Here is a 13279-nt window from a genome sequence, read left to right on the forward strand (position 1 = left end):
GGCGGGAGGGGATGGGCCGCCTCTAGGCGAAGGACTCCAGTTCGATGCCTGCCTTCTCCAGCGAGGCGCGGACTGCGGCGGCCACTGCCACCGAGCCCGGGGTGTCGCCGTGCAGGCACAGGGAATGCGGCGTGAGCGTGATGACCGTGCCATCGACCGCCAGGACTTCGCCCTTGAGGGCCAGGCGAAGCGCCCGTTCGACGATCTCCTCAGGGTCTTCAATCACGGATTCCTGCTCCAGGCGCGGCACCAGCGTGCCGTCAGGCAGGTAGGCGCGGTCGGCGAAGGCTTCGTGGAACACCGGGTTGCCGGCTTCCCGGGCGATCCCAAGCAGGGCTGAACCCTCCAGGCCCAGGATGGGAAGTCCCGGATCGTAGGCCTGGATGGCGGCGACGACGGCGGAGGCCTGCTCGGCGTCGCGCACGGTCCGGTCGTAGAGCGCGCCGTGCAGCTTGACGTAGTCCACCGAGGCGCCGACGGCGTGCGCCACCCCGTCCAAGGCGCCGAGCTGGTACAGCACCGCACCGAAGAGGTCATCGAAGGTGATGTCCATGGTCCGGAGGCCGAAGCCGGCCAAGTCCGGGTAGCCGAGGTGGGCGCCCACCCGGACATCCAGCTCGTAGGCTGCCCGGCAGGTGTCCAGCATGGTCACGGGGTCCCCGGCGTGCAGCCCGCAGGCCACGCTGGCGCTGGTGACCAGCGGGAGCATCGCGGCGTCGTCGCCCATGTTCCAGGTCCCGAAGGACTCCCCCAGATCAGCGTTCAGATCCAAAACGTGCCGCCTTCCTGGGCCGGGTTGTTCTTTGTGTCCTTGTCCTTGGATTCCTGGTCCAGCGTGTCCCTGCCCTGCCGTGGTGCCGGGCCGGCGGCCTGCGGCGGGCCGCCCAGCTCGCCGGGAATGACGAGCGGCATCGGGCCGAACGCTTCCTTGGCGTTCGCGACGACGGCGCGGCCCATCACCCGGTTGCCCACACCGCCCACGACGGCGCCGATGCCGAACGGCAGTGCGCGGCCCAGCCAGGCTGTGCCCTGCTGTTTCAGGAGAGTACGGAGGAACATCGTCTGGATGCGTTCCCGCACCGTGCCGAAGCCGGCCAGCGGTACCCGTCGGGCGAACAGGGAGCCCCAGGCCTGGGTGGGGCCCTTGCCCTGCCCCGCGGCCTGCCCGCTCAGGGAGCTCAGCAGCGCGGTGCCCTCTTCGCCCAGCATGATCGCCATGACCAGGGTGCTGGCTTTCTCGGGGTCCACCAGCCGCACACCGTGGAGTTCGGCGAGGGAGGTGGAGAAGAGAGCGGTGGCTTCGAGGAAGCCGACGGTCGCGGCGGCCGAGAGGCCCAGTGCCGCGGCGGTCCCGACGCCGGGAATGACGGCGGCGCCGCCCACCAGCGCGCCGCCGCCGGTGACGGCCAGGAGGTAGTCGCGTTCCAGCGTCGCGGCGAGCTGAGCCGCGGTGGAGTGCGGGTGCCTGCGCTGGAGCCGGCGGAGGTTCGCCAGCACCAGGGGGCGCTGGACTTCAACGGCCCGCAGGAGCACGTTGTGGATGCCCGGCTTGGGCTTGCCGTCGGCGTCGAACATCGCGTTGTGTGCTGACTTCTGGGCAATCTTTACTGCCGGGTTGCTGCGCTTGGCCATCATCGCCTCTCCGTGAACCGTAAGGGTGCTGAGTTTTCGTCCGGTGTTAACACTAGGCCACCGGCCCCTCCGTCCGCGCCTCAGCGCCTCAGCGGCCGCCGGGCAGGCCAGCTAGAGAGCCCACGATTCAGCCACCGCCACAAAGGCGGACGACGCCGGGCCGATCGGCCCCGGGTACACGGTGGCGGCGCCGGGCCATTCGACCCCGAATTCCACGAGCCGGCCGGTACTGCACGGCAGGTACACGTTGCTGAGCGCGGCGCTGGAGTCGCCGAGCTGGAAGTTGGGAGCGGCGAACTGCCGGCGGTCCAGGACACCGCCGATCTCCAGCTCGGCCTTCCGTCCGGTCGCGCGGAGGCCGTGCCCGGCGTCGAGCTCGACGTCGAACTCGTCGTGGGTGTGGCTGATGCCGCCCAGCGGGAACCGGGCGGCTTCCGGGAAGTGGCGCGTCAGTTCGGCGGCCAGGGAGGCGGCAAGGGACTCGTTGGACCCGTAGCTCCGCCACCCCTGGAGGGTGGCGACCAGCAGGGCATGGCCGACGCCCCAGCGTGACCAGTCGGCCGTCCAGAAGGACGCGAAGCAGCTCGCCGGTTCGCCCGGCAACAGCATTCCGCGGGAATTCACGGGGTGCAGGGCGAGTCCCGCGTTCGTGCCGATGAAGGCCAGGCTTCGCCGCGAAGTCGCGGTGACGGATGCGGCCGATGTATTCATGACAGGAGCCTATCCGGGGGCGGCCGCCCCGGCGGAAGCGCCCCGCCGGTCCTCGGGCGAGGTGCCGCGTTTAGACTGAATCCATGCGTTCACTGCGGGCCTTCCGGCCGTTCGCGCACCGGGAATACCGTGTGCTGATTGCGGCTTTGGCCATCTCCATTTTCGGCTCCGGGATGTGGGCCGTGGCGATGGTTTACGAGGTGATCCATCTGGGCGGGGGCCCGCTGGAGCTCTCCCTCGTGGCGGCGGCGGGCAGCGTGGGCCTCGTCGCGTTCCTGCTGGCGGGCGGCATCGCAGCGGACCGGTTCGCCCAGCGGCCCCTGATCATCGCGGTGGAGGGCGTCAACCTCGCCGTCATCGCCAGCATCAGCGGGCTGGCCATGCTGGGCTGGCTGCAGCTCTGGCACCTGGCGCTCGGCGCGTTTGTGCTGGGCGTCGGGGCCGCGTTCTTCTTCCCGGCCTACTCCGCCATCCTCCCCCGGATCCTGCCGCCGGAGGACCTGCTCGCCGCCAACGGCATGGAAGGGACCATGCGGCCCATCCTGCAGCAGGCCGCCGGACCCGCCGTCGCCGGCATCCTGGTGGCCGCCCTGTCCCCCGCGCACGCTGTGACGGGGGTGGCGGCCTGCCACTTGCTGGCGTTCTGCATCCTCAACCTGCTCCGGCGCCAGCCCCTGCCGCACGCGGATGGCGCGCAGGCCGGCGCCGATGCGGGCCCCCGCGCCAGGACGTCCGTGCTGCACGACCTCCGCGAGGGTGTCAGCTATACAGTCCGCACGCCCTGGCTGCTGTGGACCCTGCTGTGGGCCTGCATCTCGGTGCTGTTCCTGATCGGCCCCATCGAGGTGCTCCTGCCGTTCGTGGTCCGCGACCAGCTCGGCGGCGACTCCCGCATGTTCGGCTTCCTGCTCGCGGTCATGGGCGTCGGCGGCGCCGCGGCGTCACTGGCCACGGCCTCGTTCCCGCTTCCACGCCGCTACCTCACCGTGATGATGGTGAGCTGGGGCGCCGGCACCCTGCCGCTCGCCGCCGTCGGCATCATGGACAGCTTCTGGGCGCTGGCGGTCGCGCTGTTCATCTTCGGCGCCACCGGCGGCATGGGCATGGTCATCTGGGGCACCCTGCTGCAGCGCCGCGTGCCCCCGCACCTGCTGGGCCGTGTTTCAAGCCTGGACTTCTTCGTGTCGCTGGCGCTCATGCCGGTCTCCATGGCCCTCGCCGGCCCCGCCGCCGAGGTCGTGCCGGTCGGCCTGATCTTCCTGGTCGCCGGGACCGTGTGCCCGGTCATGGCCATCGTCGCCATGACCGCCGCGCGGATGCGGGCCGATGAACACGCCCACCCCCTGGAGGACGGCCGCGAGAGCCTCGATGCGGGCGGGAGCGCCGAAGGCTCCGGCTTCGGCACCGGAACCGGCGCCGCGGAACGGTCGGGCAACCGCCGCGCGGGCAGTTGAGGGCGGACCGACGCCGCCCGGCCGCCCTGATCTGCCCGCTCCGAAGCGTCGCGGGGTCACCCGGCGCCGATGTCGGCGGGGTGACGGGCCGTAGCTGACCCCGCGTTGCTTTGGAGGTGAGTCAGACCGCCGCGCGCACTATCGGGATGGACGACGTCGGAAGTCCACTCGGGAAGATCGTGGGCTCGGGCGCCGCGACCGGGGCCAGCGGAACCCGGACCGGGTCGCCGTCGACCGTCAGCAGTTCGCCGCGCACATCGACCTCCAGCGGTGCGCCCTCGCGGACGGTCAGGGTGATGGCACCCTGTTCCAGCTCGAGCTGCAGCAGCCGGCCCTGGATCTTGAGGTGGAAGGACAGCCCGTCCCATTCGGCGGGCAGCCGCGGGTCGAAGTACGGCACCGCGCCCTGGTCCCGCAGGCCCGCGAAGCCGCTGACCAGCGAGCTCCAGACCCCGCCGGTGGAGGCGATGTGGACGCCGTCGATCGTGTTGCCGTGCGTGTCGTCAAGGTCGATGAACAAGGCGTGGGTGAAGTGGTCCAGCGCGGCCCGGCCGTAGCCGACCTCGGCCGCCATGATGCCCTGCACGCAGGCGGACAGGGTGGAGTCGCCGGTGGTGATGGGGTCGTAGAAGTCGAAGGCGCGGCGCTTCTCCTCGGCGGTGAAGTCCTGCCACTGCAGGAACATGGCCAGCACACTGTCCGCCTGCTTAAGGACCTGGTGCCGGTAGATCACCAGCGGGTGGAAGTGCAGCAGCAGCGGGTACTTGGACCGCGGCGTGCTCCAGTCCCACGGCTCCAGGGTCATGAAGTCGTTGTCCTGCGAGTGCACCTGGAGGTCCTCGTCGTAGGGCAACTGCATCCGGTTGGCGGCCTGCACCCAGAACTCGCGTTCGGCGTCGTCGATCTCCGGGTGGTCCAGCTCGGCGGCGGCGCGCAGGTTAAACCTGGCCATCACGTTGGTGTACAGGTTGTCGTTGACGACGGCGGTGTACTCGTCCGGGCCGGTGACGCCGTGGATGTGGAAAAGCCCGTCCTTGCCGAAGAAGCCCAGCGAGGCCCACATCCGGGCGGTCTCGATCAGCAGTTCGGAGCCGAGGGTTTCCTGGAACGCCTGGTCGCCGCTGGCCCAGATGTAGCGGTTGGTTGCGAAGGCGATCGCGGCGGCGATGTGGAACTGGGCGGTGCCGGCGGCGTAGTAGGCGCTGGCCTCCAGCCCGTTGATGGTCCGCCAGGGGAACAGGGCGCCGTCCACGCTCAGCTCCTTGGCGCGGATCTTGGCGTCGGGCAGCATCTCGTGGCGGAACTCGAGGACCTGGCGGGCGCTGCCCGGGCTCGTGTACGTCAGGTACGGCATCAGGTACACCTCCTGGTCCCAGAAGTAGTGCCCGTCGTAGCCCGAGCCGGACACGCCCTTGGCCGGGATGCCGGCGACGTCGGCGCAGGCCGTGGCCTGGGCCAGCTGGAAGAGGTTCCAGCGGACGGCCTGCTGGAGTTCGGTCTGGCCGGCGAGGACGATGTCGCTCGTGGCCCAGTAGCCGCGGTAGTGCGCGGCGCTTTCGGCGAAGATGTCCGCGAGCGGCTTGAGTCCGGCTTCGGCGTCGTCGGCCAGGTCCGCGGAGGCCTGCCCGACGGCGTAGCTGACGCTCTTCTCCAGGACGAACGGCTCGTCGGCTCCGACAGCCAGGACGTAGCGGACGCTGCTGTCGTCCTCGTGCACCTGGGTGTCGAAGGGCTGTACGCCGGCGTTCGTCCAGTGGTCCACGGCCAAACCGATGCGCTGCTTGGATTCGGCGGTCTCCCAGGACAGGCGAAGCGAGCCGTCGCCGCCGTCGAGCCGCACCGGCAGCAGCACGCGCCCGGCGTGGCGGCCGGCGCGGCGCGGGTCGTGGGCCGAGTGGTCCTCGACCGGCTGGTCCTGGCGGTTGATCACCGAGGAGGTCACGTCAGCGGAGACGTCCCGGTCCGCGGCGAGTTCCAGCGAGATGCCGAGCGCACCGCGGGACTCGTAGCCGACCGCGCGGCGTTCGGTGGTGGTCACGGTGGCACCGGAGCGGCACTGCCAGGTGATCCGGCATTCGTAGACGCCGGTGGCGAAGTCGACACTCCGCCGGTAGTCCAGCACGGTGGATTCGTCCAGGTTCAGGGTTTCGCCGTCGATGATCACCGTGAAGTTGTTGGCGTCCGGGATGTAGAGGATCCGCTGGCCGGTGCGGGCGAAGCCGTAGGCGTTCTCCGCGTGCTTGATGTCCCAGGTTTCGTGGAAACCGTTGATGAAGCTGCCCGGCAGCTCGGCGTCGGCGGCTGCCCAGTGGGCGCCGCGGATGCCGAGGTGGCCGTTGCCCAGGCTGAAGAGCGTCTCCAGTGTGCCGGCGTTGCCGGGGAGGTGGACGGTTTCAACGAGCTGCCAGGGGTCGTTGGGGAACCGTGCGCGGTCCGAGGTGATGAGTGCCATGGTGGGGATTTCCTTAGGGCGGTGAAAGGTACTGCGCGGTGAACGTTGCTGCGGTGAAAGTGTCTGCGTGCCCTGCCGGGCGGAAGCGGAGTGCTAGAGGAGCTCGTCGAGGTCGTTGACCACGAGGGTGGCTCCCGCGGCCAGCAGGGTCTGCCGGCCGGCGCCGCGGTCCACGCCGACCACCGAGTGGAAGCTTCCGGCCTTTCCGGCCTGGACCCCGGAGACGGCGTCCTCGACGACGACGCAGTCCTCGCTGGGCAGGCCCAGCAGCCGGGCGGCGTACTCGTAGGTTGCCGGGCTGGGCTTGCCGGGAAGCCCTTCGGCCACGGCGACGACGCCGTCGACCACCACCGGGAAGTAGTCCGAGAGTCCGGCGGCCTTGAGCACGGCCGGGGCGTTCCGTGAGGAGGAGACGACGGCCACCTTGAGACCGCGGGCCAGCGCGGCGTCGATGAACCGCACGGAGCCTTCGTAGGGCTTGACGCCGCCTGCGTCGACGATGTCGTTGAAGACCTTGTTCTTGCGGTTGCCCAGGCCGTGGACGGTGTCGTGCGCCGGGTCGTCATCCAGCGGGCCCTCCGGCAGCACGATGTTGCGGGAGGCCAGGAAGTCGCGGACGCCGTCGAAGCGCGGCTTGCCGTCAATATGGTCGAAGTAGTCGCTTTCGCGGTAGCCGGGCGCCTCGGGAACGGTCGCGAGGAAGCCGTCGAAGAGTTCCTGCCAGGCACGCTCGTGCACGATCGCGGTGGGCGTCAGGACGCCGTCGAGGTCAAAGAGGATGGCGGAGGCGCTGGTCCAGCTCGACGGGGTGCTGTTGGAAATCTCAGTCATGGTCGATTGTCCTTTCAGGCGGCGGTATCTGAGTCGGTTTCTAAATCGGTGGGCGGCCGGATTGCCAGCAGCGGGGCGTGGGGAACCTCGGGCCCCGCGGCAGTCCGCGCCGGCCGGGGCGGGTGCCGGGCGTGTCGCTGGCCGGGCGGTGGGCGGGCGCTGGCCTGGCGCTGGTCAACGACGGCGGCGGGTGCTCTTGCGCTCTATCAGCTTGGTCTCCAGCACGTGGCTGGACGGGGGATTGGGAAGTCCCGAGCGGTGGAGTCTGTCAATCAGCAGGTTGGCCGCGAACGCGCCCTGGTCGGCTACCGGCTGGGAGATGGTGCTCAACCCCAGGAACCAGCTCATCTGATGATCGTCTATTCCTATGATGGACATGTTTTTGGGCGCAGACAAACCGTGATCCCTCAGGGCCATGAGGGCGCCGAAGGCTGTTTCATCGCAGCCAGCGACGATTGCGGAGGGCATTCGGCGGTTTTCGATCAGCTCGATCATGGCCAGCCGGCCGCCTTCAATGCTGGACCCGGCTTCCAGCACCAGGTCCGGATCGACCGTCACATGGTGCGCACTCAACGCCTGTTCGAAGCCGCGCAGCCGCTCGCTGGCGGTGATCAGTGAGGGCTCGCCGGTCTCGCGGCCGGAGAGCATGGCCACGTCCCAGTGGCCCAGGTCCAGCAGGTGTTCGGTGGCGGCGCGGGCCGCTTCGGCGTTGTCGATCCCGACGTTGTCCCAGGGCACGTCGTGCATGCCCACGCTGGCCACGGCCAGCCCGGAAGCGGCGACGGCGGCCAGTTCGGCTTCGCTGAGGGCGATATTGAGGAGCAGGATGCCATCCACGCGTTGGGACAGCCCGGCGAGGTCGCCGAAGAGCTTGCTGTGCACGCTGGGCCGGTTCCGGAGGCTGATCAGGACGGTGTCGTAGCCGGCGCCGGCAAACACTTCCTCCGCCGCTTCCACGGCCTGCGCGAAGAACCATGCGGTGGCTGTGGGGGCGATGATGGCCACTGAACCGGTGGTGCCGCCGGCCAGCCGGGCAGCGGCCGGGGAGGCTTTGTACCCGAGTTTGGCTGCGGCGTCGCTGACTTTGGCCTGGGCGCCGGCGGAGATGTTCGGGAGGTTCCGGAGTGCCCGGGAGACGGTGCAGATGGAGAGTCCGGAGAGTGCGGCGACGTCCTGGATGGTGGCGCGCGGCGCTTTGGCCTGCAGCACGGGCTCAGCCCTTTCTTCCCCCTGAAGTAGTGGGCCGGAAACATGGCCACATCGAGTGTAAACGCTTACAAAATTGGCGCGCAAGTGGAAAAACAAAGTTAGGGGACTTTTGGCCCTGCCGCACCGGCCCAGCGGGGGCTAGGCCGGTCCGGTGTCCGGCCGCAGCACGTAGTGGCGGAGGAACGCGCTGGCGTCCACCAGTTCGGCGGCCGAGATGGAGTGCCCCATTCCGGGGTAGGTCCGCGCCGTGAGCTGCGTGTGCTCGTGGAGCCACTCTTCGGTGTGTTCCGTGGCGGCGTCGTTGATCACCACGTCGTCGCGGTCCCGGCCCCAGAAGAAGGGCGGTCGGGTCTCGAACGATTCGCTCATCGCCAGGAGTTCGTTTTCCAGGACAAAACCTGACAGCCCGACGACGGCCCGGAACTGTTCCGGCCGCAGCCGCAGCAGGGTGCTGGCCATGGCCATTCCCTGCGAGTAGCCGAACAGGCTGACGCTGCTGTGCTGGGCCTTGACCGACTCGATCCAGCCGAAAACTGCGTTGGTGGAGGAGATGACGTCGGCGAAGTCATGGGTCAGGAAGTAGTCCAGCAGGAACCAGCCGTAGCCGTCCCCGATCACTTTGGGTCCGCGCAGTGCGGCGCAGGTGAAAGCGGGCGGCAGAGATTCGAACAGCTGCGTCATCCGCGATTCATCCCGGCCGTAGCCGTGCATCATCACCAGCAGGGGCGTGCCGGCTCTTTCGTGTTCCGGCTTTGACCAGACGACTGTCTCCATCGGGACAGCCTAGCTTTCGGTGATCACCAGCGCGGTGCTGTGCCCGCCGAATCCGAAAGCGTTGGCGATGCCCGCCTTGGCCCGCTGGCCCTCGAGCGTTCCCCGGATGAGGTTGAGGTCGATCCCGCCGTCGGGCTCGTCAAGGTTGCTGGTGCCGGGGAACGCCCCGGTCTTCAGGGCCTGGATCATAACGATGGCGCCGAGCGCACCGGCGCCGCCGAGAAGGTGCCCAGTGAGGGATTTCGTGGAGGTGACGGGGACCTGGGCTCCGAGCACGTCCTTGATGGCTTCCGCCTCCAGGCGGTCGCCGACGGGAGTGGACGTTGCGTGGGCGTGGACCAGGCCGATGTCCTGCGGACCCAGCCCCGCGGCCGTGACCGCCCTTTCCATGACCCGGCGCTGCATGGCTGGATCAGCGGCGACGATGTCGACGGCGTCGGACGTCACCGCGGTTCCGGCCACGACGCCGAGGATGTCCGCCCCGCGGGCGCGGGCGTGGTCTTCCCGTTCCAGGACCACGATCGCGGCGCCCTCGGCGAGAACAAAGCCGTCCCGGTCCTTGTCGAAGGGCCGCGATGCGGCCTGCGGGTCCCCGTTGCGGGTGGAGAGGGCGCGGATTTGCGCGAACCCGCTGAGGATCAGTCCGTTGATGCAGGAATCCACGCCGCCGGCGATCACCACGTCCGCCGCGCCGGCGCGGATCATGTCGGCCGCCTGGGAGATGGCCTCGGCCCCGGAGGCGCAGGCGCTCACCGGGGTCCTCGCGCCGCCCTTGGCGCCGACGTCGATGGATACCCAGGCCGCGGGGGCGTTGGTCATGATGCGGGTGAGGGTGTGCGGGGATACCCTGCGCGGGCCGCTGGCATCCAGCGTCCGGGTCTGTTCCAGGGTGGTGTCCAGGCCGCCGTAGCCGGAGCCGATCACGACGGCCAGGCGCTCCGGGTCAGCTTCCGGACGGCCTGCCTGCGCCCACGCCTCCCGGGCTGCAATCAGCGCCAGGTGTCCGCACCGGTCCATCCTCTTGAATTCTGGGGTGGTGAGCCGGGACGCGACGTCGATGTCCGCCCGGCCTGCCATGCGGACGGGGAGGCCCTGCGCCCAGTCCTCCTCGAGCGCCACGATTCCAGAGCGACCGGCCAGCAGCGAGGCCCAGGTCTCGGGGGCGGTCCCGCCGACAGGGGTCACCGCACCTAGTCCGGTGACAACGACTCTGGGGGCTTCAGGCATGGGTACCGGTATCTCTGTGAGGCCCCTCGGGTAACCCGCTGGATGGCGGGGCCGGACGTGCGGGGCGGGGTCGGGGTGAGTGCAGTGGCGGGTCGGGCGGTGGCTGGGTCGGGCGTGCGTGCGGTGGTGCGGTCGGGCGGTGGCTGGGTCGGGCGTGCGGTGGTGCGAGCGGCGTCGGGCGTGCGTGCAGCCGGCGAGCATGGCGTCCGCCCCTATGCACCCTTTAAGAGTACGTGCGATCCCCCGCACTGAGCCGCCCGCGTTCGCCGGCGGAGTCCCGCTGCGGAATCAGACAAGCGCACGCCGGATCCGCGCCGCGACTGTCCGAAACCGCCGCGGAAAACACTTTGACGTGCGAAAACTGGCCGGAGTGGCGCCGCCCAGATCGTTGAAACAACCCGCATCGGGATGTAGCGTGACGCTGGACAGCATGCTTAGCAATACCTATCCGTCCCACCGGACACAAGGAGCAAGTCATGAGAATCGGTTCCTCCATCTTCCTTATTGCCCTCGGCGCCATCCTTGCCTGGGCCATCGCCCCCGGACTGATTCCGAACGTGGACCAGACCATGGTCGGCTACATCCTGATGGTGGTGGGCGTGATCGGCCTGATCGCCTCCCTGGTCCTGGCCTCCCCGGGCCGCAGCCGCACCCGCCGGGTCAGCGAAACCCGCTCCGTCGTGGACCCGAACACCGGCGAGACCATCACCCGCAACGAGAGCCGCGACGCCGGCATCTAGCCCCATGGCGCACCACGCACCACGCGCCGCCCGAACGACCCGCACGCCGGGCCGGACTTCACGTCTGGCCCGGCGTGCGGGGTTTCCGCGCTCCCCGCCCTGCCCGGGGACATGCCCCGCCTGCGGCTCCGCCGATGGACATGGCATCCATATGCTCATTCCCCGGCGCGAAGACTGGACATGTCCCGTGGTTCACCAACCCCAGGCCCGACCACCCCAGGCCCGCGCCCGGCACATGCCCAGCGTGCATGGCCACGGATGGACATAGTGCCAATTTGCCCACTCCCCGCCGCAAAAACTGGACATGTCCCACGGGAGGCGAGGTGAGCTTTCTGCGTTCATGTTGTTTTCCATTGACAAAGCCACAGATTCAAAGATAAAGTCAATCAACTCCACTCGCTGTGATGGCTATCACTGAAAGTGGCAGGAAGGCCCGCAGTACTGACGCAAGGGAGAGCCAGTGTTCGCCGAGGAACGCCAACAGTTGATTGTTGGGCTCATTACTGCCAGCGGCCGTGCCAGTGTCACGGACCTCGCCGAGCGTTTCAGCATCACCACCGAGACCGTCCGCAGGGACCTCGCCGCCCTCGAAGCCGCCGGCAGTGTGCGCCGGGTCCACGGCGGCGCGGTGTCCCCGGACCGCTTCAGCACCAATGAGGAAAGCATCCTCGTGCGGACCGACCAGCGGCAGCCGGAGAAGACCCGGATCGCCGAAGCCGCCCTGGCTCTCATCCCGCAGGACGGCACCGGCAGCATCCTGATCGACGCCGGATCCACCACCGAGTCCCTCGCGGAACTCCTGGCCTCCCGGACGGCAGCCGCCACGTCCATTTCAGGCCCGGCCACGGAACTCGTGGTCATCACCCACTCCTTGCCCATCGCGGTCAGGCTGTCCGCCGAACCCGGCATCGCCCTGCATCTGCTGGGCGGGAAGGTCCGCGGGCTGACCCAGGCCGCCGTTGGCCAGTCCACCGTCGAAGCCGCCCGCCGGATCCGCCCGGACATCGCCTTCATCGGCACCAACGGCATCCACGCAGCCTTCGGGCTGAGCACTCCCGATCCTGAAGAAGCCGCTGTCAAGGCTGCCTTCGTCCAATCAGCGCGCCGCATTGTGGTGCTGGCTGATGCCTCCAAGCTGGACGCCGAAACCCTGGTCCAGTTCGCCTCGTTGAAAGATCTGGACACCTTGATCACTGACACGAAACCCGGCCAGGACCTGGCCGATGCTCTGGCGGACGCCGGAGTGGAGGTGGTGGTCGCATGATTGTCACCCTGACCGCCAACCCGAGCCTGGACCGCACCGTGGCGCTGCCGGGCCCACTGCTCCGCGGCGAAGTCCAGCGGGCCGTCTCCGTCCGGCAGGAATCCGGCGGCAAGGGAGTCAACGTCTCCCGCGCCCTAGTCGCCTCGGGGCTCAAAACGGTCGCCGTGCTGCCCGGGGCCGAGGCGGACCCCGTCCTCGCCGGGCTCCGGGCAGGTGACGTCCCGTTCTCCGCCCTCCCGATCGGCGAGCCGCTGCGCAGCAATGTGGCACTCACCGAGCCCGGCGGCGTCACCACCAAAATCAATGAACCCGGCCCGGTGCTGAGCGCGGACCAGCAGGAGGCCCTGATCGGGCTGCTGCTGGACCGCTCCCGCGGCGCCAGCTGGGTTGTGCTGGCCGGATCGCTCCCACCCGGGGTCCCGGCCGACTTCTACGCCACCGTCACCCGGCGGCTGCGTTCCCTGGATCACGGCAACGAGGTTCCCCTCATCGCCGTCGACTCCTCCGGCGAACCGCTCGCCGCCGCGATCTCCGGCGACGCGCTGGGGAAACCGGATCTCCTCAAACCCAACGCCGAGGAACTGGTGGAACTGGCTGCCGCAGCCGGATTCGCCACGCACAAGTCCGCCGAGGAACTCGAAGCGGATCCGGAGGCTGCCGCGGTAGCCGCCGCCGCCGTCGTGCGTTCCGGGGTGGGTGCCGTGCTGGCAACGCTCGGCTCCAAGGGTGCGGTACTTGTGACGGCCGACGGCGCGTGGCTGGCCACGCACCCGCCGGTCACTGCGGTGAGCACGGTAGGGGCCGGCGATTCCTCGCTGGCCGGCTACCTGCTCGCCTCCAGCCAGGGCGCCGCCCCGGCCGATTGCCTCCGTCAGGCGGTGGCCCACGGTGCCGCCGCCGCCTCCCTGCCGGGCTCCACAGTCCCGGCAGTCCACCAAACCACCCCCGATGCCGTAACCATCACGGCCCTCCGGAAGGATTGACA

Annotated in this window: 12 protein-coding genes; 4 read left to right on the top strand and 8 right to left on the bottom strand. The window is 69.4% G+C overall.

All coding sequences use genetic code 11. The annotated features are described in order from the left end of the window. Positions 1–22: 22 nt before the first annotated feature. From AC1DF4_RS04555 to AC1DF4_RS04565, 3 genes are all read right to left on the bottom strand, one after another. Positions 23–772 (bottom strand): LamB/YcsF family protein, encoded by a 750-nt coding sequence (locus AC1DF4_RS04555; RefSeq protein WP_476911757.1) that lies wholly within the window; start codon positions 770–772, stop codon positions 23–25. After that, positions 763–1632, bottom strand: a complete 870-nt coding sequence (locus AC1DF4_RS04560) for a hypothetical protein (protein WP_476912184.1) — start codon at positions 1630–1632, stop codon at positions 763–765. The genes AC1DF4_RS04555 and AC1DF4_RS04560 overlap by 10 nt, the downstream gene beginning before the upstream one ends. Positions 1633–1743: 111 nt before the next feature. After that, on the bottom strand, positions 1744–2343 hold the full coding sequence (locus AC1DF4_RS04565) for a hypothetical protein (protein ID WP_476911758.1): 600 nt from the start codon (positions 2341–2343) through the stop codon (positions 1744–1746). 83 nt (positions 2344–2426) lie between these two features. Between AC1DF4_RS04565 and AC1DF4_RS04570 the strand changes: the two genes are divergently transcribed. Next, positions 2427–3797 carry an MFS transporter gene (locus AC1DF4_RS04570; protein ID WP_476911759.1) on the top strand — a complete coding sequence of 457 codons (1371 nt, stop codon included), beginning with the start codon at positions 2427–2429 and terminating at the stop codon, positions 3795–3797. A 121-nt stretch (positions 3798–3918) separates the two neighbouring features. On the opposite strand, the gene AC1DF4_RS04575 is transcribed toward AC1DF4_RS04570, so the two are convergent. The 5 genes from AC1DF4_RS04575 to AC1DF4_RS04595 form a co-directional block, all read right to left on the bottom strand. Beyond that, a complete protein-coding gene (locus AC1DF4_RS04575) occupies positions 3919–6249 on the bottom strand; it encodes a glycoside hydrolase family 65 protein (protein ID WP_476911760.1) in 2331 nt (776 codons plus the stop codon). 93 nt (positions 6250–6342) lie between these two features. Further along, entirely contained in the window at positions 6343–7080 is a 738-nt protein-coding gene (locus AC1DF4_RS04580; protein ID WP_476911761.1) for an HAD family hydrolase, read from the bottom strand. 174 nt (positions 7081–7254) lie between these two features. Then, on the bottom strand, positions 7255–8289 hold the full coding sequence (locus AC1DF4_RS04585) for a LacI family DNA-binding transcriptional regulator (RefSeq protein WP_476911762.1): 1035 nt from the start codon (positions 8287–8289) through the stop codon (positions 7255–7257). Between the two features lie 138 nt (positions 8290–8427). Beyond that, positions 8428–9063 (bottom strand): alpha/beta hydrolase, encoded by a 636-nt coding sequence (locus AC1DF4_RS04590; protein ID WP_476911763.1) that lies wholly within the window; start codon positions 9061–9063, stop codon positions 8428–8430. 9 nt (positions 9064–9072) lie between these two features. Then, on the bottom strand, positions 9073–10290 hold the full coding sequence (locus AC1DF4_RS04595; protein WP_476911764.1) for a beta-ketoacyl-[acyl-carrier-protein] synthase family protein: 1218 nt from the start codon (positions 10288–10290) through the stop codon (positions 9073–9075). A gap of 476 nt (positions 10291–10766) precedes the next feature. Here AC1DF4_RS04595 and AC1DF4_RS04600 point away from each other — a divergent pair, with 476 nt between their 5' ends. From AC1DF4_RS04600 to AC1DF4_RS04610, 3 genes are all read left to right on the top strand, one after another. Next, positions 10767–11030, top strand: coding sequence for a DUF6458 family protein (locus AC1DF4_RS04600; protein WP_066433102.1), 264 nt, complete (start codon positions 10767–10769; stop codon positions 11028–11030). A gap of 460 nt (positions 11031–11490) precedes the next feature. Further along, complete coding sequence (locus tag AC1DF4_RS04605) at positions 11491–12294, top strand: DeoR/GlpR family DNA-binding transcription regulator (RefSeq protein WP_476911765.1); 804 nt, start codon at positions 11491–11493, stop codon at positions 12292–12294. Further along, on the top strand, positions 12291–13277 hold the full coding sequence (locus AC1DF4_RS04610; RefSeq protein WP_476911766.1) for a 1-phosphofructokinase family hexose kinase: 987 nt from the start codon (positions 12291–12293) through the stop codon (positions 13275–13277). Before AC1DF4_RS04605 ends, AC1DF4_RS04610 begins: the two co-directional genes overlap by 4 nt. Positions 13278–13279 lie beyond the last annotated feature (2 nt).

Source organism: Arthrobacter sp. 05N429 (assembly GCF_056397045.1).